22 protein-coding genes are annotated in these 23,708 nt (G+C 31.5%); 12 read left to right on the top strand and 10 right to left on the bottom strand.

Annotated elements, in window-relative coordinates; genetic code table 11:
• The first annotated feature begins 60 nt into the window (after positions 1 to 60).
• Together EV195_RS00770 and EV195_RS00765 are read left to right on the top strand one after the other, a co-directional pair.
• Entirely contained in the window at positions 61 to 558 is a 498-nt protein-coding gene (locus tag EV195_RS00770) for a Panacea domain-containing protein (protein WP_132791529.1), read from the top strand.
• The gene (locus EV195_RS00765; RefSeq protein ID WP_132791526.1) at positions 551 to 877 is read left to right on the top strand and encodes a hypothetical protein; all 327 of its coding nucleotides are present in this window, start codon (positions 551 to 553) and stop codon (positions 875 to 877) included. Before EV195_RS00770 ends, EV195_RS00765 begins: the two co-directional genes overlap by 8 nt.
• A 97-nt stretch (positions 878 to 974) precedes the next feature.
• Here EV195_RS00765 and EV195_RS00760 read toward each other — a convergent pair whose 3' ends face one another.
• The 3 genes from EV195_RS00760 to trxA all read right to left on the bottom strand — a co-directional run bounded on the left by EV195_RS00760 (position 975) and on the right by trxA (position 5,305).
• The gene (locus EV195_RS00760) at positions 975 to 3,359 is read right to left on the bottom strand and encodes a ribonucleoside-diphosphate reductase subunit alpha (RefSeq protein ID WP_132791523.1); all 2,385 of its coding nucleotides are present in this window, start codon (positions 3,357 to 3,359) and stop codon (positions 975 to 977) included.
• A 93-nt stretch (positions 3,360 to 3,452) separates the two neighbouring features.
• On the bottom strand, positions 3,453 to 4,424 hold the full coding sequence (locus tag EV195_RS00755) for a ribonucleotide-diphosphate reductase subunit beta (protein ID WP_132791520.1): 972 nt from the start codon (positions 4,422 to 4,424) through the stop codon (positions 3,453 to 3,455).
• 521 nt (positions 4,425 to 4,945) lie between these two features.
• Positions 4,946 to 5,305, bottom strand: a complete 360-nt coding sequence (trxA, locus tag EV195_RS00750) for a thioredoxin (RefSeq protein WP_132791517.1) — start codon at positions 5,303 to 5,305, stop codon at positions 4,946 to 4,948.
• A 139-nt stretch (positions 5,306 to 5,444) separates the two neighbouring features.
• Between trxA and EV195_RS00745 the strand changes: the two genes are divergently transcribed.
• From EV195_RS00745 to EV195_RS00735, 3 genes are all read left to right on the top strand, one after another.
• Positions 5,445 to 7,598: a prolyl oligopeptidase family serine peptidase gene (locus EV195_RS00745; RefSeq protein ID WP_132791514.1), complete on the top strand. Its 2,154-nt coding sequence runs from the start codon at positions 5,445 to 5,447 to the stop codon at positions 7,596 to 7,598.
• Between the two features lie 14 nt (positions 7,599 to 7,612).
• Entirely contained in the window at positions 7,613 to 9,700 is a 2,088-nt protein-coding gene (locus EV195_RS00740) for a M13 family metallopeptidase (protein ID WP_132791511.1), read from the top strand.
• 66 nt (positions 9,701 to 9,766) lie between these two features.
• Complete coding sequence (locus tag EV195_RS00735; RefSeq protein WP_132791508.1) at positions 9,767 to 10,699, top strand: ABC transporter ATP-binding protein; 933 nt, start codon at positions 9,767 to 9,769, stop codon at positions 10,697 to 10,699.
• Here the strand turns inward: EV195_RS00735 and EV195_RS00730 are convergent.
• Positions 10,683 to 11,132, bottom strand: a complete 450-nt coding sequence (locus EV195_RS00730) for a 3-oxoacyl-ACP synthase (protein WP_132791505.1) — start codon at positions 11,130 to 11,132, stop codon at positions 10,683 to 10,685. The genes EV195_RS00735 and EV195_RS00730 overlap by 17 nt on opposite strands.
• The gene (locus EV195_RS00725) at positions 11,129 to 12,238 is read right to left on the bottom strand and encodes an NAD(P)/FAD-dependent oxidoreductase (protein WP_132791502.1); all 1,110 of its coding nucleotides are present in this window, start codon (positions 12,236 to 12,238) and stop codon (positions 11,129 to 11,131) included. Before EV195_RS00725 ends, EV195_RS00730 begins: the two co-directional genes overlap by 4 nt.
• 80 nt (positions 12,239 to 12,318) lie before the next feature.
• Between EV195_RS00725 and EV195_RS00720 the strand changes: the two genes are divergently transcribed.
• From EV195_RS00720 to EV195_RS00700, 5 genes are all read left to right on the top strand, one after another.
• On the top strand, positions 12,319 to 12,795 hold the full coding sequence (locus EV195_RS00720; protein ID WP_132791499.1) for a hypothetical protein: 477 nt from the start codon (positions 12,319 to 12,321) through the stop codon (positions 12,793 to 12,795).
• A gap of 100 nt (positions 12,796 to 12,895) precedes the next feature.
• Positions 12,896 to 13,822 carry a hypothetical protein gene (locus tag EV195_RS00715; RefSeq protein WP_132791496.1) on the top strand — a complete coding sequence of 309 codons (927 nt, stop codon included), beginning with the start codon at positions 12,896 to 12,898 and terminating at the stop codon, positions 13,820 to 13,822.
• Between the two features lie 135 nt (positions 13,823 to 13,957).
• Entirely contained in the window at positions 13,958 to 14,716 is a 759-nt protein-coding gene (locus EV195_RS00710; protein WP_132791491.1) for an SDR family NAD(P)-dependent oxidoreductase, read from the top strand.
• Entirely contained in the window at positions 14,706 to 15,575 is an 870-nt protein-coding gene (locus EV195_RS00705) for an aldo/keto reductase (protein WP_132791485.1), read from the top strand. The genes EV195_RS00710 and EV195_RS00705 overlap by 11 nt, the downstream gene beginning before the upstream one ends.
• A gap of 1 nt (position 15,576) precedes the next feature.
• Complete coding sequence (locus tag EV195_RS00700) at positions 15,577 to 16,716, top strand: ATP-binding protein (RefSeq protein ID WP_132791482.1); 1,140 nt, start codon at positions 15,577 to 15,579, stop codon at positions 16,714 to 16,716.
• On the opposite strand, the gene EV195_RS00695 is transcribed toward EV195_RS00700, so the two are convergent.
• Both EV195_RS00695 and EV195_RS00690 read right to left on the bottom strand, forming a co-directional pair.
• Positions 16,713 to 17,354 carry a DUF6973 domain-containing protein gene (locus tag EV195_RS00695; RefSeq protein WP_132791479.1) on the bottom strand — a complete coding sequence of 214 codons (642 nt, stop codon included), beginning with the start codon at positions 17,352 to 17,354 and terminating at the stop codon, positions 16,713 to 16,715. The genes EV195_RS00700 and EV195_RS00695 overlap by 4 nt on opposite strands.
• A 69-nt stretch (positions 17,355 to 17,423) precedes the next feature.
• Positions 17,424 to 19,202: a T9SS type A sorting domain-containing protein gene (locus EV195_RS00690; protein WP_132791476.1), complete on the bottom strand. Its 1,779-nt coding sequence runs from the start codon at positions 19,200 to 19,202 to the stop codon at positions 17,424 to 17,426.
• A 212-nt stretch (positions 19,203 to 19,414) separates the two neighbouring features.
• Here EV195_RS00690 and EV195_RS00685 point away from each other — a divergent pair, with 212 nt between their 5' ends.
• Both EV195_RS00685 and EV195_RS00680 read left to right on the top strand, forming a co-directional pair.
• Positions 19,415 to 20,110, top strand: a complete 696-nt coding sequence (locus EV195_RS00685) for a response regulator transcription factor (RefSeq protein WP_132791473.1) — start codon at positions 19,415 to 19,417, stop codon at positions 20,108 to 20,110.
• Positions 20,111 to 20,179: 69 nt separating this feature from the next.
• Positions 20,180 to 21,223, top strand: a complete 1,044-nt coding sequence (locus tag EV195_RS00680) for a sensor histidine kinase (protein ID WP_132791470.1) — start codon at positions 20,180 to 20,182, stop codon at positions 21,221 to 21,223.
• On the opposite strand, the gene EV195_RS00675 is transcribed toward EV195_RS00680, so the two are convergent.
• The 3 genes from EV195_RS00675 to EV195_RS00665 form a co-directional block, all read right to left on the bottom strand.
• Positions 21,224 to 21,646: a DUF4348 domain-containing protein gene (locus EV195_RS00675; RefSeq protein WP_132791467.1), complete on the bottom strand. Its 423-nt coding sequence runs from the start codon at positions 21,644 to 21,646 to the stop codon at positions 21,224 to 21,226.
• Between the two features lie 12 nt (positions 21,647 to 21,658).
• Positions 21,659 to 23,020, bottom strand: a complete 1,362-nt coding sequence (locus tag EV195_RS00670; RefSeq protein ID WP_132791464.1) for an exonuclease domain-containing protein — start codon at positions 23,018 to 23,020, stop codon at positions 21,659 to 21,661.
• A gap of 81 nt (positions 23,021 to 23,101) precedes the next feature.
• A complete protein-coding gene (locus EV195_RS00665) occupies positions 23,102 to 23,647 on the bottom strand; it encodes a hypothetical protein (protein WP_132791461.1) in 546 nt (181 codons plus the stop codon).
• Positions 23,648 to 23,708 lie beyond the last annotated feature (61 nt).

The raw sequence follows: 23,708 nt of genomic DNA, 5'->3' as shown, positions 1-23,708 counted from the left end.
TAATGAAATTGAGAAACTAAAAAAATTGTCTATATTTTGTATAACAAGATTAATGAACGTATGGGGACAGCAAGTTCAGTAGCTAACGAGTTAATAAAACTTTCAAACGAACAAAGTGCAGAAATTACTAACATGAAGTTAGCTAAACTTATGTACATTGCTCAGGGGCTTTCTTTGGCTTTGTTAGAAAGACCCCTTTTTGAAGATGATAAAATTGAAGCCTGGAAATACGGTCCTGTTGTGCCTAGTATTTATCATGAATTCAAACATTTTAAATCTGACCCTATCACTGCTAAATCTGTAACTCTAGATAGTAATTGGGCACATTCTTCTGAACCAGAATTAACTTCTGATGATGATAAAAAAATTGTTCAATTAACTTGGAACTTATACAAAGATAGCTCTGCCGAAGATTTGGTTGTTTCTACTCACAGGCCAGGAACTCCATGGAGTTTAGCTTATACTCAAGGTAAAAATAGTGTTATCGATAATAGAGTTATCAAAAAATACTACGATAAGTTTATAACTAGCTTAAAACAATACTTACAAAGTGCTTAATTCAGATTTAGACGATTTACTTAAAAAGTCTGGTGATTCTGATATAGATGCGAATGAGATTGATTTAAACATTAATCTTACTCAACAGGAAATTTCAGATAGAATTCAAGACAGAGAAGAACGCAAAAAATATGCCTACAGAACGTTTATCTTTTTGAGTAGTTTTACGGGATTTATTATTCTAATTATTATTGGAGCTGGATTTTCTGAAGCAATTAATTTTAAGTTAGATAATACGGTACTTATTTCATTGATTACCTCTTCTTTAGCTAGTATTGTTGGTATTTTTATTTTAGTAATGCGTTATTTATTTAGATAGTTAATCTAAACGATTTTATTCGCCATATTTAACAAAGTATAAACAAAAAAGAGAAGCCTTTCGACCTCTCTTTTCTTCCCTTTTAATTTAACTCTAATTAAGAACCACACATTAAACAGTCATCTGGTCCTGAATTTTTAGAAGCTTCAACCATTGCCTTAAATTCTTCTGGGCTCATTGGTTTGTCTTCTTCTTTTGTATCTTTTGATAATGTAAACTGAATTGCATTTACAGCAGATTTTGTACGTAAGTAATACATTCCTGTTTTTAAACCACTCTTCCATGCATAGAAGTGCATGGACGTTAATTTCGCAAAATCAGGATCTTTCATAAATAAGTTTAACGATTGAGATTGGTCGATAAAATATCCTCTATGGCGTGCCATATCGATAATATCTTTCATACTCATTTCCCAAACTGTTTTGTATAACTCTTTTAAATCTTGAGGAATAACATCGATATGTTGGATAGATCCGTTTGCACGCATAATATCTTCTTTCATATCGTTATTCCATAAACCTAACTCAACTAAGTCTTCTAATAAGTGCTTGTTTACAACGATAAACTCACCCGATAATACTCTACGCGTATAGATGTTAGATGTATATGGCTCAAACGCTTCGTTGTTTCCTAAAATTTGAGATGTAGAAGCAGTTGGCATTGGTGCTACTAATAATGAATTTCTAACTCCATGCTTCATCACTTCTTTACGTAACGCATCCCAATCCCAACGTCCGCTTAACTCATCATCTTTAATTCCCCACATATTGTGTTGGAATTCTCCTTGTGACATTGGCGAACCTTCATATGTTGAATACGTTCCTTTTGCTTTTGCCATTTCCATAGAAGAAGTTACAGATGCGAAATATAATGTTTCGAAAATCTCTTGATTTAACTTCTTAGCCTCTTCACTAGTAAAAGGTAAACGTAACATGATAAAAGCATCCGCTAATCCTTGAATTCCTAATCCAACTGGACGGTGACGCATGTTAGAGTTTTCAGCCTCTTTAACAGGATAGTAATTTCTATCAATTACAGTGTCTAAGTTTCTGATAACCTTCTTTGTTACCTTAAATAACTTTTGGTGATCGAAAAATTTATTTCCGCTTTTATCTTCTGAAACAAACATTGGAATAGCAATAGACGCTAAGTTACAAACTGCAACTTCATCATCTGCTGTGTACTCCATAATCTCAGTACATAAATTTGAAGAACGAATAGTTCCTAAATTCTTTTGGTTTGATTTACGGTTTGCAGCATCTTTATATAACATGTACGGAGTACCTGTTTCAATTTGAGATTCTAAGATTTTCTCCCATAAATCACGAGCCTTGATCGTTTTTCTACCTTTACCAGCTTGCTCATAACTTGTGTATAAACGCTCAAATTCTTCACCATACGTGTCGTATAAATGAGGACACTCGTGAGGACACATTAATGTCCAATTTCCATCTTCTTGAACACGTTTCATGAATAAATCAGAAATCCACATTGCATAGAATAAATCACGTGCGCGCATTTCTTCTTTACCGTGGTTTTTCTTTAAATCAAGAAAATCAAAAATATCTGCATGCCAAGGCTCTAAATACATTGCAAAAGAACCTTTACGTTTTCCTCCTCCTTGATCTACATAACGAGCAGTATCATTAAATACACGTAACATAGGAACAATTCCGTTAGAGGTTCCATTGGTTCCTGCTATATAACTTCCTGTAGCGCGGATATTATGAATAGATAAACCGATTCCTCCTGCTGATTGAGAGATTTTAGCTGTTTGTTTTAATGTATTATAGATTCCATCAATACTATCATCTTGCATTTGTAATAAGAAACATGACGACATTTGAGGCTTTGGGGTACCTGCATTAAATAAAGTTGGTGTAGCATGAGTAAAGTATTTCTTACTCATTAATTCATATGTAGCAACTGCTTCGTCAATATCTTCTTTGTGAATACCTATAGCAACACGCATTAACATTTGTTGAGGTCTTTCAGCAATTTGACCATTAATTTTCAACAAATAAGAACGCTCTAAAGTTTTAAAACCAAAATAATCATAATTAAAATCTCTACTGTATATAATAGTAGAATCTAACTTTTCAGCATTCTCCATGATGATTTCATAAACATCATCTGCAAGTAATGGTGCTTTTTTTCCAGTACGTGGATTTACGTATTCATACAAATCAGTCATTGTTTCTGTGAACGACTTCTTCGTGTTTTTATGTAAGTTGGAAACGGCAATTCTTGCTGCTAACTTAGCATAGTCAGGATGTGCAGTTGTCATTGTTGCAGCAACCTCAGCAGCTAAATTATCTAGTTCTGAAGTAGTTACTCCATCATACAATCCTTCAATAACACGCATTGCAACTTTAACTGGATCAACTATATCGTTTAATCCGTAACACATCTTTTTAACTCTCTCTGTGATCTTATCGAACATCACAGGTTCTTGTCTCCCATCTCTTTTTACTACATACATATGAATTTTGGTTTTATATAGGTTAGCCCTAAGGGAAAAACTCCCTCAAGATTTTAATTATTTTAGTTGATTATTTTATATGTTTAATAGGCCTTAAAAATCAGCATCAAAACTGATAGAACCTGTTCCCCCAGATTTAACTCCTGCCTTTTGATACTCAGAAACTCTCTTTTCGAAGAAATTAGTTTTTCCTTCTAAAGAAATCATTTCCATAAAATCAAAAGGATTCGTAGCGTTGTATTCTTTTTCACAACCAAATTCTAATAACAATCTATCTGTTACAAACTCTAAATATTGCGTCATTAGTTTTGCGTTCATACCAATTAAACTAACTGGTAATGATTCGGTAATAAACTCGCGCTCAATATCTAAAGCAGAAATAATAATTTCTTTAATCCTTTCTTTAGAAACTTTATTTATTAGGTGATTATTGTGTAAGTGTACAGCAAAATCACAGTGCATTCCTTCATCTCTAGAAATTAACTCATTAGAGAATGTTAATCCTGGTAATAAACCTCTCTTCTTTAACCAGAAAATAGAACAAAAAGATCCTGAGAAGAAAATTCCTTCTACTGCTGCAAACGCAATTAATCGTTCTGCAAATGAATCAGATTCAATCCATTTTAAAGCCCAATCTGCTTTCTTCTTAATTGCAGGAAAAACCTCTATTGCTTTAAAAAGCTTATTCTTCTCTTCGTCATTTTTAATATATGTATCAATTAATAACGAATACGTTTCAGAGTGAATGTTTTCCATCATGATTTGGAAACCATAAAAGAATTTTGCCTCACTATATTGAACTTCATTTACAAAGTTCTCAGCTAAATTTTCATTAACAATTCCATCAGAAGCAGCAAAAAATGCTAATATATGTTTGATGAAATATCGCTCATCATCAGAAAGCTTATTATTCCAATCATCTAAGTCTTGGTGTAAATCTATTTCCTCAGCTGTCCAAAAACATGCTTGTTGTTTTTTATACCATTCCCATAAGTCATCATGTTGAATTGGAAAAATAACAAATCTGTCCTTGTTTTCTTGTAAAATAGGTTCTATAGTAGCCATTCTGATAATTTAAATTTCGTGTTTTTTTTTCTCTTATGGGGGAAGTACAAAGATTGGAAATTTTATGTCTAAAATAAAGGTTTACTTTTCCACAAACTCCTTGAAGTTTTTAACAAAAACATAAAAACCGTGAAATTTTAACACAAAAAACAAAAGACTTTATTTATTTGTTTTTCAATAACTTAAATACACTAATTTTTCTCTACTAGTGAATTTTACTAGGATTCTAGAAAGCAAGAAAAGAGGGTGAAAAAAGAATACAAAAACAATATTCTTAAAAAAGAAAAACGACGTCTGAGTAACGTCGTTTTTGATTCCATAATTCGAATAATCCCCAATATTACGATTTATGATTGTGTAAATGTTGAATACATAAAAGTACGCGGCAAATATATATACATCTTAAAATACCTCAACTACATTTTGTATAAATGGTTTGGTTTTTTGTGTGTTTGGTAAACAATTATTAAATAAACCGCATCTATTTGCTTATTTTATTATTAATTCTACACCAATTAGGCTTATTTAGCCACTTTCAACACGTCTGCTATGATCTGTTCTATTTGACTTTTTGGTAGTGCTCCATGTGCCATTTGTGGATCTTCTCCTACTGGACAAAATAACATAGAAGGTATACTTCTAATTCCAAATACAGCCGAAAGTTCTTGTTCTGCTTCTGTATCTACCTTGTATATTTTAACCTTTCCCTTATATTCTTCACTCAACTGATCTAGCACCGGAGCTAACATTTTACATGGCCCACACCAATCTGCATAAAAATCTATCAGAACTGGTACATCACTTTTGAAGTTCCATTCCTTATTATTTTCATAATCAAATATTTTTTCTAGAAAGTCGCTTTTCGTTAATAATTCTGTCATTGGTTTATTATGTTTTTAGTTTATTAGACGTTGAATTTATACAACATTACAAATCTATTGTTTTATGTTAAAATCATCTTAAATTGTAACATTTCTCTGTTTTTTTAATCTAATTTTGAAAAGATTAACACAAACAATTATGAAAAAATTAATCTTATCTGCATTTACAATACTGCTTTTTGCGGCATGTAAAAACGAATCTCCTAAAAATAATATTGAATTGAACTATCCAGAAACAACAAAACAACCTGTTGTAGACAACTATTTTGATACTGAAGTAACCGATAATTATAGATGGTTAGAAGATGATAGAAGCAAAGAAACTGAAAATTGGGTAAAAGCCGAAAATGAAGTTACTTTTAATTATCTAGATAAAATTCCTTATCGAGCTCAATTAAAAGAAAGATTATCGGAGCTTTGGAATTATGAAAAAGTCGGAGTTCCTTTTGAAGAAGGTGATTATACTTATTTCTACAAAAATAACGGATTGCAAAATCATTATGTTTTATATAGAAAGGGTAAAGAAAAAGAAGAAGAAGTTTTCTTAGATCCGAATACATTTGCTGAGGATGGAACTACCTCAATGAGTAGTGTTAGTTTTTCTAAAGATGGTAAAACTGTTGCTTATGCAATTTCTGAAGGAGGAAGCGATTGGAGAAAAATAATTGTCATGGATGTTGAGTCTAAAGAAATCAAAGAAGACACTTTAGTAGATGTTAAGTTTTCAGGAATTTCTTGGAAAGGAAACGAAGGTTTTTACTACTCTAGTTACGATAAACCTAAAGGAAGTGAGCTTTCAGCAAAAACAGATCAACATAAATTATATTACCACAAACTAGGAACATCACAAAAAACAGATGAGGTAATTTTTGGCGCAACTCCTGAAGAGAAACATCGATATGTAGGTGGTTATTTAACTGATGATGATAGGTATTTAGTAGTAACAGCTTCAACCTCAACTTCAGGTAATAAATTATTTATTAAAGACCTATCACAACCTAACAGCTCTTTTGTAACTGTTGTTGGTAATTTTGATAGTGATACTTATGTTGCCGACAACAAGGGCACAAAGTTGTACTTAGTAACCAACTTAAATGCGCCTAATCAAAAAATTGTAACTGTTGATGCTTCAAACCCTACTCCAGAAAACTGGAAAGATTTTATTCCTGAGACTGAAAATGTGTTAAGTCCTTCTAAAGGTGCCGGATATTTCTTTGCTGAATACATGGTTGATGCGGTTTCTAAAGTTTTTCAATATGACTATGATGGAAACTTAATTAGAGAAATTGATTTGCCTGGTGTTGGATCTGTTAGTGGTTTTGGTGGTAAAAAAGAAGCTGAAGAATTGTATTTTTCTTTTACCAATTACAACACTCCAAGTTCTTCATATATTTTCAACCCAAAAGAAGGTACTTATAAATTATATTGGAAACCTAATATTTCTTTCAATGCTGATGACTATGAAAGTAAACAAGTATTTTATAATTCAAAAGATGGAACAAAAGTTCCAATGATTATTACTTACAGAAAAGGATTAGAGTTAAATGGTAAAAACCCAACAATATTATATGGTTATGGTGGGTTTAATATTAGTTTAACTCCGAATTTTAGTATTGCTAACGCTGTTTGGATGGAACAAGGTGGTGTTTATGCTGTTCCTAACTTACGTGGTGGTGGTGAGTACGGTAAAAAATGGCACGTTGCAGGAACAAAAATGCAAAAGCAAAATGTATTTGATGATTTCATTGCTGCAGCAGAATATTTAATCAATAACAAGTATACTTCTTCTGACTTTTTAGCAATCCGTGGTGGATCTAATGGTGGATTATTAGTTGGTGCAACAATGACACAGCGTCCAGATTTAATGAAAGTAGCATTACCTGCTGTGGGGGTTTTAGACATGTTACGCTATCATACTTTTACTGCTGGTGCAGGTTGGGCTTATGATTATGGTACCGCTGAGGATAACAAAGAAATGTTCGAATATTTAAAAGGATATTCTCCTGTACACAATGTTAAAAAAGGAGTAGAATATCCTGCTACAATGGTAACTACAGGAGATCATGATGATCGTGTGGTTCCTGCACACAGTTTTAAATTTGCTGCCGAACTACAAGATAAACAACAAGGAAATAATCCTGTATTAATTAGAATTGAAACAAATGCTGGTCACGGAGCAGGTACGCCTGTTGCTAAAACCATAGAACAATATGCCGATATTTTCGGATTTACTTTATATAACATGGGGTTTGAAAATTTACCAAATCCTAAAACTGAAAAAATTAAGCCTTAATAAATTAATTCAACATGATCACACTTAGAAAAGCGCTGGTTTATAGTGCTGTAGCCTCAATTGGAATGATGGCCTGTAAAACAGAAAAAGCAGAAACCGCGGAAAAAATCCCTGGAATTGTTTTAGAAAACATGGATACATCTGTAAAACCTTCAGATGATTTCTTTAGATATGTAAACGGAAGCTGGTTAGATAAAACCGAAATCCCTGCTGACAGGACAAGTTGGGGAGGATTTGGAGAACTACGTAAAAAAACCGATGCAGACGTATTAGCTATTTTAAATGAAGCTATTGAGCAAGGTAATTTTCCAAAAATTAAAGATACTCAAGGAAACGAAATTGATAGCGACCAACAAAAAGCAGTAAACTACTACGAAAGTATTATGGATACTGTTACACGTAATCAACAAGGTGTTGAACCATTAAAACCTTTTTTAGCTAAGATTGATGAAATCAAAACTAAAAAAGATGTAGAGGATTATATTACCAATATGGCTCCTTACGGTGGTGGTGCTTTTTATGGTTTTGGCGTTTTTAATGATTTAAAAGATAGTAAAATAAATGCTGGTTATTTAGGTGCTGAAGGTTTAGGATTATCTAGAGATTATTATGTTGATGAAGACGAAGACACAAAAGAAAAGTTAAAAAAATACGAAGCTTTTGTAGCTAAAATGTTCCAAAAACTAGGAGAAGATGAAGCTACTGCAACTAAGAATGCTGCTACTGTAGTTTCTCTTGAAAGTAGCTTAGCAAAACCTATGATGACAAAAGAAGACAGACGTGATACAAGAAAAATGTACAATCCAATGTCTATTGAGGAATTACAATCTTTAGCTCCTGCTATCGACTGGAATGCGCATTTAAAAGGAATTGGCGTAGAAAGTTTAGATAAAATCATCGTTACAGATCCAAACTACTTTAAAGCATTTAATGATATTTTCACAGAGCGCCCTGTAGAAGATATGAAAACACTTTTACGTTGGAATGCTATTAATGGTGCTGCTGGGTTATTATCTACAGATTTAGAAACTGCTAACTGGGAGTTTTACAGTAGAGATTTAAGAGGAGCAAAAGAGCAAAGACCTCGTAATGAAAGAGCTTTAGCATCTGTAAACGGTTCTATTGGTGAAGCTATCGGAAAATTATATGTAGATAAAAAATTCCCGCCTGAAGCGAAGCAAAAAGCTAGAGAAATGATTGATAATGTGCTTTTAGGATTTGAAAAGCGTATTAAAGGTTTAACATGGATGAGCGATTCTACAAAGCAAAAAGCTTTAGAAAAATTAAGCAAATTAACCGTTAAAATTGCATACCCTGATAAATGGAAAGATTACTCTGCTTTACAAGTAAAAGGAGTAAAAGAAGGAGGTAGTTATTTTGAAAATGCAATTAATGTTGCTAAATGGAACTACGATAAAAACATATCTGATTTAGGAAAACCTGTTGATAGAACTGAGTGGGGAATGTCTCCACAAACTGTAAATGCATACTTTAATCCTGTAAACAACGAGATTGTTTTCCCTGCGGCTATTTTACAACCTCCTTTCTATAACTATCAAGCAGATGAAGCTGTTAATTATGGTGGTATTGGAGCTGTAATTGGACACGAAATTTCTCATAGTTTTGACGATTCTGGTGCTCGTTTTGATGGAGATGGAAACTTAAACAACTGGTGGTCTGAAGAAGATGCTGCAAAATTTGCTGCTGAAGGAAAAGCTTTAATTAGCCAGTACGATAATTTAGTTGCTATTGATGATGTTCATGTAAACGGAACTTTCACATTAGGTGAAAATATTGGTGATTTAGGTGGTGTAAACGCTGCTTACGAAGGATTACAAATTTTCTTAGAGAAAAATGGTCGTCCTGAGAAAATCGATGGATTTACCCCAGAACAACGTTTCTTCCTTTCTTGGGGAACAATCTGGAGAACTAAAGCACGTCCTGAAGCAATTAAAAATCAAATTAAAACAGACCCTCACTCTCCAGGAAACTTTAGAGCTTATGTACCTTTAAGAAATGTAGATGCTTTTTATGAAGCTTTCGATATTAAAGAAGGAGATAACATGTATTTAAAACCAGAAGACAGAGTTAAAATCTGGTAATACATTTCAAACAATATTTTTAGAATAGCCGATACGTAAGTGTCGGTTATTCTTATTTTTGCACCTATGCTACAAGTAAACGACATTTCTTTTTCTTATACTAAGAACAAACCAACACTTAATAATATAAGTCTTTCGTTAAAAGCGGGAGAGCATTTGAGTGTAATGGGAGAAAGTGGTTGCGGGAAATCTACCTTATTAAAAATAATCTATGGTTTACTCGATGTAAATGAAGGCTCTTTATTTTGGAACAACCATCAAATTTTAGGACCAGAATATCACTTAGTTCCTGGAATGGAATTTTTTAAATACGTTCCTCAAAATTTTGAACTAATGCCTTTTACCACTGTTGCGGAAAACATTTCAAAACATCTTTCTCGTTTTTTTCCTGAGGAAGCTAAACAAAGAACTCAAGAATTACTTGAAGTTATTGAAATGGAAAGGTTTGCCAAAGTAAAAGTCAAAACCTTGAGTGGGGGACAACAACAACGTGTTGCCATTGCTAGAGCTTTAGCCAAAGAACCAGAGTTATTGTTGCTAGATGAACCTTTCAGTCAGATTGATAACTTTAAAAAAAACACCTTAAGAAGAAAGTTATTTCAATATCTTAAGAATAAAAATATTGCTTGTATTGTTGCGACTCATGATGGGAGCGATGCACTTTCCTTCTCAGATCAATTAATTGTGATTAAAGATCATTCAATACTTGCACAAGGGAAGCCAAATGAACTTTATCAGTTTCCTCCCAATAAATATGTTGCAGCGCTATTTGATGATGTTAATGAAATTGAAGTTAATGGCGACAAAAAACTACTGTACCCTCATCAAATTAAAGTGACAGATAATTCTGGTATAAAAGCCATTGTTACAAAAAACTATTTCAAAGGAAACTATTGGTTAATTGAAGCATTAATAGATAACCAACCTATATTCTTATCGCACCCGAATGCATTAACAATTGGTTCAGAAATCTATCTTACATTTAAAATATCTGAGTAATTTTTATTTCCTGTCCGTTAAAATAAATCGCATCATTTATCTTTTTACCTAACAACAATTTTCCAATTGGTGAGGAACTAGAAATCACAAAATAATTTGTGTTTTCAACTGAAACTGCTCCCATACTTATAGCTAAATAATAAACTGCCTTATTGGTATACACTAAACTTCCTAGACGAACAACCTCTGAAGAATCCTCAATATTTATTCGATGTAATACTTCTTTCATTTGTTGTACTACAGTAATTTGCTGACTTGCTTTTTCCATTTCTAACTGCAACATTGCTCTTCCAGTTTCATGTTTGTCGCCAGCAGAACTCTTCGTTTCCGAGAACAGCGCTTTTTTATGTGAAGACATAATTTCACGAATTGTCTGTTCGCGCTTTTCAACATACAACTTACATTCTTCAAAAAGTTGTTTTTTTACACTCATACCAATTCAGCTAATTCTTTCCCTACTAAACTTCCAATAGCTACACCCATTCCGCCTAACCGAACACCACAGTAAACATTGTTAGAAATAGGTTTTACAATGCTTTTCTTCTGATTTCCAACTCCCATTATTCCACTCCATCTATGCTCAATTTCAAAATCTGTATTTGGTAAAATTGTAGTGCTTAATAATTCTTCAAGCTTATTTTGAACTAATTCTGTTAATGAAAACTCCGTAGTTTCTTCGGCTTTGAAATCTAAATTTCTTCCTCCTCCAAAGAGAATTCTATTATCTATATTTCTAAAATAATAATATCCTTTATCTAAATGGAAAGTCCCTTTTATATGTAAGTTTTTAATCGGTTTTGTAATTAGCACTTGCGCCCTAGCGGGTTTAACCTCTTCTGAAATTAATTGCTTGGAAAAGCCATTAGTGGCTATCAATAATTTGTTGGTCGTAAAGGTTACATCTTTAGTTTCTACAATTACACCATTTTCAACATCTTCAAAATTTAAAACACTTGTGTTATTTAATATTGAAACACCAACTTCTTGACATTTCTTTACTAAATGAAACATCATTTTTCCAGTATCAATCTGACCTTCAAAATTGTTTACTATATAATTTCCTTGAATGTTTTCAAACTGAAAAATATTTTCACTTTCAGAAAAAACATCTTTTTTAAATATTGGATCTAACAGTTTGTTGATTTCCTCTTTTCGAGATAAACATTCCTCATATAATTGACTATCATCAAATAATTCATATCCATTGTTTTGTTGAAAGTCTATATTCTTATCACCTAAATTTTGACTTAAAAACTGTAATCCTTCCCATCTTCTTTGTACAAGGTTTACAACCTCTTCTTCAGAATGCGATTTTAAATCATCAATTAATTCCGATAGGCTTCCAAAACAAGCAAAACCTGCATTTTTTGTACTTGCTCCTTGAGGCAACATTCCTTTCTCTAAAACTAAAACTTTAGCGTTTGGATACTTCCTTTGCAAGTTTAGCGCACAATTCAATCCTACTATTCCACTTCCTACAATAGTAAAATCAACTTGTTGAAACCACTGTTTTATTTCCCAGTAACTTAATTGATTCATAATTTAAAACTATAAAAAAGGTTTCATATAAATTTGTACTTTGGTATAAATCTTGAAAACTCATTAGAAAAACTACCGACATGAAATTTTTAAAAATCATATCACTTCCCATACTATTAATTACACTAACAAAATGTGCAAGTTATAAATTAGAAAGTACAGCTCCTTTTAATGTAGTTTCTACCACATCTTATTCAAGAGTTGGAGGAATGCCAGGTTCTCCAGGAGGTACAGAACTTAAAATTGTGTATACTGCTGATACAGATATTACTTTTGACAGTATTTATTACCAAAACAAAAAAGCAAAAACTAGAACCTTTACAGAAAATAAGGAAAAGGTTGTTTCTGCAATTTTTTACAATTCAACAGCTCCTAAAGATATTCAAATGCATAACGATGTAACAAAAGAATATGGGAATGCTGCACCAGATCAAAATAAAGAAGTTCCTTTTACCTTAAAAGATGATGAATTAGTTATCAGCTATATAGAAGGAACTAAAACGAAATATTTTAAAACTGGTCCCGTGAAAAAAGGGAAATCGATTATTATGCAATAACCCGATTAACAAACATATCTCAAAGCCACTATTTTAGTGGCTTTCTTTTTTTGGCATGCATTTTGAAATGTACTTAGTATAACCATAAAAACTGATACATATGAAAACATTAAAATTACTTTTCGCACTTATAATATCCGTCTCAATCACTTCTTGTGTTGTTGTAAATGACGATCCAATTATAGACAATTATGTATCACTTGAAGAAGTTGTAGGAGGATATGATTTATGGTATGTAGATTATCATAGAACAACAGGAACTGCTGAAATACCATATTTATCAAAAGCATTTACAGTATCATTTTTTAATGGTGCATTATATGCAAATAATAACATTGTTGATATCGGACATACAGGAAACGGATTAGGAATTCATGTAGGTAGTTATAGAACTTATAACGACGGAGTTTTAGAAACTCGACACAACTTAGATGGAAACTATAGTTTTGAAGTTGTTCAGATTTCAGCAAATGAAATTAGATTAAACGATTTACAACGAAATGTTAGTTATATTTTAGTTGGATACCAAAGAAGTAATTTTGATTACGATATGTTATTCTATGACAACATTGAGTACTTCTTACAAGAGTATGTAGCATGGGAAAGAACAGGTGCAGCCAACGGAACTGCAAACCCTTTTGATAGTGAGCATTTCTTACAATTTACGCCAGAAAACAATACAACGTTTTATTCATCTCATGATAGTTTTGGCACAAATGTTGATTTAATTAATTGGGACTATGTAGGTAGCTATCAAGTAGATGATATTATAGATTATGATGACCTAAAGTTTTTAACACTTTATTATGATGGCGGAGATACTGAAGAATTTGAATTAAGCGTTATTAATGATGGAGCGATAGAGTTATTTCACTTAAATAGTAACACAACATACGTTTTCACTGGAAGAGGATTTATCCAATATTTAAAAGGAGGAGATGCAAATACAAAACCAGCTGTAAGGAATAGCGGAAGAAAACGTACTAAAATAGAAAGAAAGAAGATAAATAGAAGAGTTTTAAAATAAAGTTTGGTTAGTTGATTTTTGGTTGGTTTTTATAAAACCAATTGAAGAAACCGCCTCATCAGAAGGCGGTTTTCTTTTTTTTATAACATAGGATTTACATAAAAAGTATACCTTTATAAAAAACTAAAATTACACATGTCTTTAACTGCTTTTATTACGGGAGCTACCTCTGGAATAGGGAAAGCTACGGCATATTTGTTTGCTCAAAATAATATACGACTAGTCTTATGCGGTCGTAGAGAAGAGAAGCTTCAAGAAATCAAAAACGAGCTTTCGAAACTTACAGAAGTGCATACTTTGCTATTTGATGTTCGTTTTAAAGAACAGGTTTTTTCAGCTATTGAAAACTTACCAAAAGATTTTAAAAATATTGATATCCTTATCAACAATGCTGGAAATGCTCATGGATTGTCAACTATCCAAGATGGGAATATTGACGACTGGGACACTATGATAGACGGGAATGTTAAAGGTTTATTATATGTTTCAAAAGCAATTATTCCTAATATGATTGAAAATAATAGTGGATTTATTATAAATATCGGTTCTATTGCAGGAAAAGAAGTATATGCGAATGGAAATGTGTATTGCGCTTCAAAGTTTGCTGTAAATGCTTTAAACAAGGGAATGCGTTTAGATTTAAATCAATACAACATTCGCGTTAGTGCTATACATCCAGGATTAGTAGAAACTGAGTTTTCTGATGTTCGTTTTAAAGGTGATACAGACAGAGCGAAAAAAGTATATCAAGGTTATAAAGCTTTACAACCTGAAGATATTGCAGATATTATTCATTTTGTAGTAACAAGACCTTATCATGTAAATATTGAAGATTTAATTGTTTATCCTACAGCACAAGCAAGTGCTACTTTACTTAATAAAAATGAAGACTAAACTTTCAGATATTATTATTGGTTGTATGTCTTGGGGAATTTGGGGAAAAGACTTTTCTACCAAAGAAATGGATGAGCTAATTCACTCATGTATAGACCAAGGAAATACGACTTTCGATCATGCAGATATTTATGGTGGTTATACTACGGAAGCTGCTTTTGGTAAAGCTTTTTCTAAAACCGGAATTGAACGTGAGCAAATTCAACTAATTTCTAAATGTGGAATTCAATATAAAACTGAAAATAGAGATAATCGAATTAAACATTACGACTATTCGAAAGAATATATTATTTGGAGTGTTGAACAATCACTAAAAAATTTACATACAGATTATTTAGATGTATTACTACTTCACAGGCCTAGTCCGTTAATGCATCCTTATGAAATATCTGAAGCTATTGTTCAATTACAAGAACAAGGCAAAATAATTGATTTTGGTGTTTCTAATTTTTTGCCAAGCCAAATGGAATTAATTCAAAAGGAGATTTCAATTACCTGTAATCAATTTGAATTTTCTCTGGTTCAAAATACGGCAATTGACAATGGTACTTTAGATTATGTTTTGAAAAATGATATTAAAGCTATGAGTTGGAGTCCACTTGGAGGATTCTTTTCACTTGAAACAGAACAAGCCTCTAGAATAAAAGAAGCTCTTCAACCAATGCTAGAAAAATATAATGCTACAGAAGATCAACTTTTATTAGCTTGGATTTTAAAACATCCTGCCAATGTGATTCCTGTGGTTGGAACCTCAACTATAGAACGTATAAAAATTGCTAATGCTGCTATAGAAATTAAACTAGATTTACAAGATTGGTTTATTCTTTATGAAGCAAGCAGGGGACATAAAGTAGCTTAAAATGGTTAACAAACGCTTACTTATTAAAAATCTTCTTTCTCATAACGATGAAAATAGTTTTTATGATAAGAAGCAAAAACTATCATTAAACTCTAAAGAAGGAAAAGCAAAATTTATAAAGCATGTTTGTGCATTATCCAATTCGAATCCTGAAAATAATTCCTACATTTTAATTGGAATTAGGGATGAGGATAACGAAATAATGGGTGTTGATTTTTTTGATGATAGCAAGATTCAGAATTTAGTAAATGCCTACCTAGTACATCCTCCGAAAATTCAATATGAAAACATTCCTTTTCCAGGTTTACCAAGATATAAAGTAGTTGGTTTAGTAACTATTTTGCCAAATCAAAAAACCTCTAGTTTAGCTAAAACGGCATGGAAATATCCTAAAGGAACAACATTTTATAGAAGAGGAAGTAATTCGGTTCCTGTAAATGAAAACTTTGAGTTAAGAAATACAAATCGTAATGTAGTTGAAGCTATTGAAAAAAATGCCAGTAATAATATACAACTTACACTTGATGGTGTTTTCGATTTTATCAACAAACACAAAGAAGAATACAATCCGCAATACAAAGTTTTTAAAGAACAATTTGTACTGTGTTGGGCTGGAAAAAAAATCATTGATAATAATGAAGAATACTATTCAAGAGTAAATATTGAACTCATAAATGAGCAAGTACAACTTTTTTATTCTGCGTTAGATGAAGTTCAGATAAAAATTAATGAACAATCATTCATTATTGTTGAATATATTTTACTTGGACTTGAAAAAAATGAAACAAGATATCCTTTAGAAAAAACAATTATTCATTTTAAAAACAACGGTAAATTAGATATTGTTAAAGAGTTCTTATTTGAACCACCAACTTTTGATGCTACTATCATTAATCATATCTATGAAAGTAGTAATGAAATTGTTTCAAAAATTGATAAAAACATTCCATTGTCTGTTATCGAACATGAAGATGTTGCTAGGCTTCCTAACAACTATTTAATTTCTTATTTAAATGGATATTTAGATGCAAAAGAGCAATTAGAAAAAGCAAAAAATTACATCCGAAACTTAAAAGACAAAACAACTTATATAAAATACAAAGAGGTTATTCGAGTACTTAGAAAAGTAAAATATCATTAAGGTTTTTTATAATTTGATGGTACTAAACATTTATTGTTTTTCCATTTTCCTTTTAAAGACTCAGCAGTTATTTTATTTCCATCACATGTTAAAAAACTTCCTTTTTCATCCTTTTTAATCACTTTCATTTCTCCTGCTAGAATAGCATTAATAACTCTATAAATTAACCCTTCCCTTGGTGTTTTATTTCCTTTGCTTGTAAGTGAAAGTCCTACTTCATTATTAAATAAATCCATTTCAGAAGAAATTTCATCAGGAACCAAACCTTCTTCGAGTTTTCTTTTTTTATACATCAAGTAATTCTCTTTCTCATGAGCCTTTCCTAAAGATCTTGCTGCCGACGCTCCTATTTCTTCCTTTAACCGTGCCATCCAATACGCGTGACGGAAAGCGTCAACCTGACCACCAGCATGATCTCCATCTAACAGTTTTGTTTTTTTAATACTATCACTAATTCTATTTACCTCTATGGAAATTAGATATGCCTTTTTGGCTTTAAATGGATGTAAAGCAACCCACCATTTTTTAGGTGTAGACAATTTTTTAAATTTTGCATAATTAGATTGACCAAAACAATTGGTAATCATCATAAAAAAGAACAATAAAAATATGGATAATCTCTTTTTAGTTTTATTCATACTATAAAAATAAAAAAGAGTCTTTGTAAAGTAAAGACTCTTTTTTGATATACAATTATATAATAAAAATTACTTGATAATTAACTTTTTAGAAGCAGTTTTTCCTTCTTCAACAACTTTTAAAATATAAATCCCTGCGTTTAAAGAAGCAACATTGATATCGTTGTTTACACCATTAACTTCAGTTGTGTATACTTTTTTACCTAATACATTAAAAATCTGTACCGTTTTAGTAGTAAATGAAGCTGTTGTAATTTTAAATGTTTTTCCTTCTACTGGATTTGGATACACCGCAAAACCTTCGATGTCATTATCCTTTAGTCCTAACACAATTCCTGATAAATCAATAGCAACTATTTGATTTGTTGTCCCACTAGAATTAGTAAAACTAGCACCTAAAGCAGTAATATCAACAGTACCTGATGGAATTGTTGTTCCTATGTAATCAGCTTCAGAAAAATTAGTTCTAAAGGTAGATGTGGTACCTCCACTCATAATTTCATAACTAGTTCCCGAAGCAAAAGTAGCTCCAGCATCGGTAAATGTTACATTTTGAATGGTAATTAATTCTGATTCATAATTTACGGCATTCGCTTCGAAATCAGCTAAAGTAACTACCTCAGGTGTTATAGTGTTACCCGTTGAAGATGCTGCACCTGGGTCTGAACTTGGTACAAATTGTAAAACCCCTCCAAAAGAGCCTAATCTACCTTTTATTCCCGAAATACCGTCATACGTATTATATGAAGTAGTTATTGTTCCTGAATTATCATCAATTAATATTCCAGCAGAAGCATCTTGAATATATTTTTGATTTCTAGAGCTTCTTGCATAAGTTAATACAACTTCACCTGTAACTTCATAGTACTCTCCTTCTGTTCCTGCTCTTAAAGCCGCTAAATTTGCAACTTGAGTATAAGAGGAGATAGTAAAATTAACTGTTGCAGTAATAGCTGGAGCTAATGATGTTCCTGAATTATCTACTAATTCTACTGTAACGGCATAATTTCCTGCGGTTAATGAAGATAAAGCAATATCATTAGTATCAAATTTATCTACAGCAGGATCTGAATTTACGGTATATTTAATATATCCATCTCCAGCACCTCCTGCAGCAACGTTAAAATTATTAACTGAAATAACTACATCGACATTTGTTGTTTCTGGAGAAAAAGTAGTATTGTCGGATGGAGACGAGATTGCCAATGTTGGAGGAGATGTTATAGCACCGTCTACTAATCTAATATTATCAATAGCTATATCCTCATCACCCGCATCTAAATTGTTAAACTCAATCAATAAATCTATTTCAGAACCTGTAGCAGAAATTTGTTTAGTAAACTCAGTAAATACATTAGTTAATGCAACACCATCAATTTTAGGCTCTGTATTTGTCCCAGCTCCTTCATTATCTACTCTTAATAACTCAGTAAAAGTACCTGAATTGTCAATATCATATTTAACTATAAAACTAGTATCATCATCCCAATCTTGATTTGCAGCATCATCATCCTCAGCTAATAAAATTGCAAAGTTTAAGCTAGTTGCACCAGAAATATTAATATCGTTAAACACTAAAGTTTGTAGCTTAGAGTTACCACAATCAACTTCAGCGTCTGTATCCATTGCAGCAAAGAAAAAGTTTCCGTCCTGACCTGTAACAACGTAAGAAGAACTAATGTCACTACCATCTGTACGAGTGAAGAAATCCCCACCCCCATCATTACATGTAGATGATGGAACACCACTGTTACCTGTTTCAAAAGATTCTTGAAAAAGGGTGGTTTGAGCAAACACTATATTTGCGGCAAACACTAATATTAAGCTTAAAAAGTAATTTTTTCTCATATTTTCATTTAATTTAAAAAAAGCTCTCAAAATTAGGGAATTATCAGACTTAAACTAACTTTTTATGGATTAATTTAATGTTAAGTATCTCATTTTTACTAATGTTTAAAAAATTATTATTAATATTAAATCAACATTAAGTTAAAATGCCTTTAACTGTTTTTGTTATTAAATCGTTACTTTTGGGTTGATTTTAAATCAAATTTAAACGTATGAATACTAACGACATTAAGATTTTATTAGTTGATGATGAACCCGATATTTTAGAGATTGTTGGCTACAACCTTAGATCAGAAGGTTATCAGGTTTTTACAGCAACTAACGGAGCCGAAGGTGTAAAAATAGCACGTAAGATAACTCCTCATTTAATCTTGTTAGATATAATGATGCCAGAAATGGATGGTATCGAAGCTTGTGAAAAAATAAGAAACATTAAGCCTCTAGAAAATGTACTAATTTCTTTCCTAACTGCTAGAGGTGAAGATTATTCTCAGGTTGCTGGCTTTGATGCTGGAGCAGATGATTATATTACAAAACCTATAAAACCTAAAGTTTTAGTAAGTAAAATTAAATCGCTTTTAAGACGTTTAAAAACGGATACTGTCTCGGAAGTAACCACGAAAATTGGTGATATTCTTATTAATAGAGAAGAGTACGTAGTATTTAAAGGAGATGAAAAAATTACTTTACCTAGAAAAGAGTTTGAATTATTTTCTTTACTAACTTCAAAACCAGGTAAAGTTTTCAAAAGGGAAACTATTTTAGATAGTGTTTGGGGTAACGAAGTTGTTGTTGGAGGAAGAACTATTGATGTTCACATTAGAAAACTTAGAGAAAAAATAGGTGATCATTATTTTAAAACAGTAAAAGGTGTAGGATATAAGTTTGTTCTTGACTCTGAGAAATAACTTTTTTCTTACTTTAATTTTTAACTACAATACAATATTAGTTTGCCCTTTAGGGCATTCTTGCTTTTTATGAAAAAACTAAAAAAAACATATAATTACGCATTTATATCTGCACTATACTTAACAATTCTATCTGTAGCAATTGCTGTTTTTTCATACCTATATTTCTTCCAATCATTAGGATTGGTTTCTGTGATTATCTTTGGAATTATTCTTTTTGTAATTTCATTCTTTGTAATTCAATACAGAGCAGAACACTTTATTTATCAACGAGTAAAAAAACTTTACAAAGACATTTCTATTCTTGATGTAGAAGATTTAAAACGAGATAAAGTTACTACCGATATCGAATCTTTCACTAAAACAGTGCAAGATTATGTTGAGGATAAAAAAGAAGAAATTGCCAATTTAACCGAGAGAGATTCGTTTCGTAGAGATTTTTTAGGAAATGTTGCTCATGAACTAAAAACACCTCTTTTTACGGTTCAAGGATATATTTTAACCTTAATTGAAGGAGCTGCCGAAGACAAAGTTATTCGTGATAAATATTTAGAACGTGCAAACAAAGGTGTAGAACGTTTGACCTCTATTGTTAAAGATTTGGATATGATTGCCAAATTAGAAACTGATGGAATGAAAATGAAAATAGAGCCTTTTAATATTCTAGAATTGATTCAAACTGTTTTTGATTTGTTTGAAATGAAAGCTAAGAAAAAGAATATTAAACTGGTTTTTGATAAGTTGTATGAGTTTCCAATTTTTGTAAAAGGTGATATTGAGCGTATAGAGCAAGTGCTTATTAATTTAGTTGTTAACTCTATAAAATACGGAAAAGCTGGAGGTGTAACAACTGCTTCAGTTGAATCTTACAATGAGAATAAGTTTGTGATAAAAATTAGAGATAACGGAGAAGGAATTAAACAAGAACATATTCCTAGGTTATTCGAACGTTTTTATAGAGTTGATCAAAGTAGATCCAGAGAACAAGGAGGTTCTGGTTTAGGATTGTCTATTGTAAAGCACATTATTGAAGCTCACAATGAAACTATTTTACTAAAAAGTACTTTTGGTGAAGGCTCTGAATTTTCTTTTACTTTAGGGAAGGCTACTTAATTAAGCTGACTCATCTTTTATTAAAGTCAAATACCAACAATCATCTATTTGTTCGAATTGATATATAACCAATATACCATTATCAATACCTTTTAATTTATAAAATGCTTTTTGATCGTAAGTTTCCACGCTTACTGTATACTGATCATATTCTCTGTTTTTTGCTTTTTGATCTTGACTAAAATTGATAAATTCCCACTCTTTTGAATTATGGTAAATTTTAGTTTCAATTTTATTAGTTTCTAAATCAGAAATGTATGTGAGTTTTAATGGGTATTTAATAGTGCTTTTTTGAAACTCTTCATTTTTAGAAAACTCTTTAAAGAAAGTGTCAAAATCTGAAATACAATTAGTACTGGTTTCGGATTGAGAAAACAACGAGTTAATACAAATAAACAAAAAACTAAATAGGAAATATTTCATTAGAGTTTTTTATCACAAATGTACTAATGAATCTGGATTCTTTCTCAAATGAGAGTTTAAAATCCGACGAATGTCTTGGTTGTCTTTTTGCGGAGTAAGATGCTCTAAATATTCTTCTTTTGAATATGATGTAGTACTTTTTTTTATGTACCCGTATCCTTCATAAGCTCCATTAAGTACCAAAGCAAAACTTTCTTCATGTAATGATTTTCCTTGTTCTTTAATCACGAAATTATCTGTCTCAAAAGAAATAGAAGCAATGGCTTTATATACTCTTTTGTTGTATTCTTCTACTGCTTCTTCTTCTCTACAAACTCCTTTACATTGTTTTATTTGATAATGAAAACAACTACTAACATTGGTTTGTAAATGGCAATACTTTGGGCACAGTTCAAACTCTTTGCATACATATTCTAAGAAACTTCTGGCTTGTGAAACAGAATAAAAATTCATTAAAGGTTGACTTATCATTTTTACATTATTCCATGCTAAATGCAGTATTCCTTTACGGTCTTTGTAGCTAAACAGTCCGTAATTAGTTGCTGTTCTTCTTTGCGCTCTATTAAACTTCGGATATAGTCTTTTAATCTCAGCTGATTCTTGTAATAACGCTACTAATTCGCTGCCCGTTTCCGTAAATGTTATATTGGTTGTGGCCAAACACATTTCGATTTCTCTTTTCTTTTTATTATGAAAATGACTCACAACACGTTGTTTTATGTTGTTTGCTTTTCCTACATAAATAACCTCTTTGTCTTTATTCCAAAAATAATAGACTCCATGTTTTTCTGATAAACTTTCAAAAACCTGTTTTGGTAAAAGAGGAGGTAAGGTTGCTTCTCTTGAACGCGGATTTAAAAATGAATTGATTACTTCAAAATCGTTTGCACTATCTATCGCTAATAATTTTTTGAATAAAATAACGGTGGCTTCTGCATCTCCTCTTGCTCTGTGTCTTTCTTTAATTTCTATTCCTTCTGAAATACACAATTTCCCAAGACTATACGATCTTTTGCCAGGCAATAATTTTCGGGATAAACGAACCGTACATAACTTTTTTCTTCGGTATGTAAGTCCTAATGATTTGAACTCTTTTCCAATAATTCCATAGTCGAAATTAACATTATGTGCTACAAAAACACAACCTTCAGTTATCTGATAAATTCGCTTCGCTGCTTCTTCAAATCGTGGCGCATCTTTTACCATGAAATTATTAATACCGGTAAGTCGTGTAATATATGTTGGTATAAAAGTACCTGGATTTATAAGTGTCGTAAACTCATCTACGACTTGTTCTCCATCAAAAATAAAAATACTTATTTCCGTAATTTTTACACCGCCATCAGTTTCTATGTCAATTATTGCATACTTCACAATGGTAAAAATACGACTCTGCTCAAAAAAATAAAAGATGAGAAAACCTCATCTTTAACTTTGTTACTATTTATAATCTTTTTAATTAATGTTTTCTGTTAGCTTGTTTAACAGGTATCCATATACGGATACATCTATTGGATTTGGGTGAACTATGCTTGTTAAACTAGTTTCTCCATATACGTTACCATCATTACTTCGATAATAAAAATACACTGGTTTTCCACCAGAAAAAGCATTCCGTACAGGAGCATAGGTTTCCTTCCAATCAATATACTCTTGGTGATAATTACTTTTATTAAAAGCCCTGTTTAAAACAGTAGCATCATAGTTTTCTTGATTGTTTACTACTTTAGTAATCTTATTGTTTTTATCTACAATAATAAAATGCTCTACATACGTATTTTCCTTTTTCTCTACAATTAAGTATTCTTTATTTTCCGTTGATAATAAGATATACGAACTAGGCTTTTTGTTTTTAAATAACTGATTAATTACGAATTGAGCCTTTTTAAAATCCTCTTCAGGTTGAGAATACAGTTTATTAGGTACTACAATAGAAGTTACAACTAAAAGAACGCTAACCAGCTTAGAAACATTTTTAAATAAAGAGGTATGTATATTCATTTTTCTTTTCACTAATACCTGAAAATTTAGGCAACATTAGTGATTAATCCTTTTGGTTGTT

It is taken from the genome of Tenacibaculum skagerrakense, from assembly GCF_004345825.1.
Classification (GTDB): domain Bacteria; phylum Bacteroidota; class Bacteroidia; order Flavobacteriales; family Flavobacteriaceae; genus Polaribacter; species Polaribacter skagerrakensis.
The sequence above is the reverse complement of the archived record's forward strand: the minus strand, read 5'-3'. Positions and strand labels throughout refer to the sequence as shown.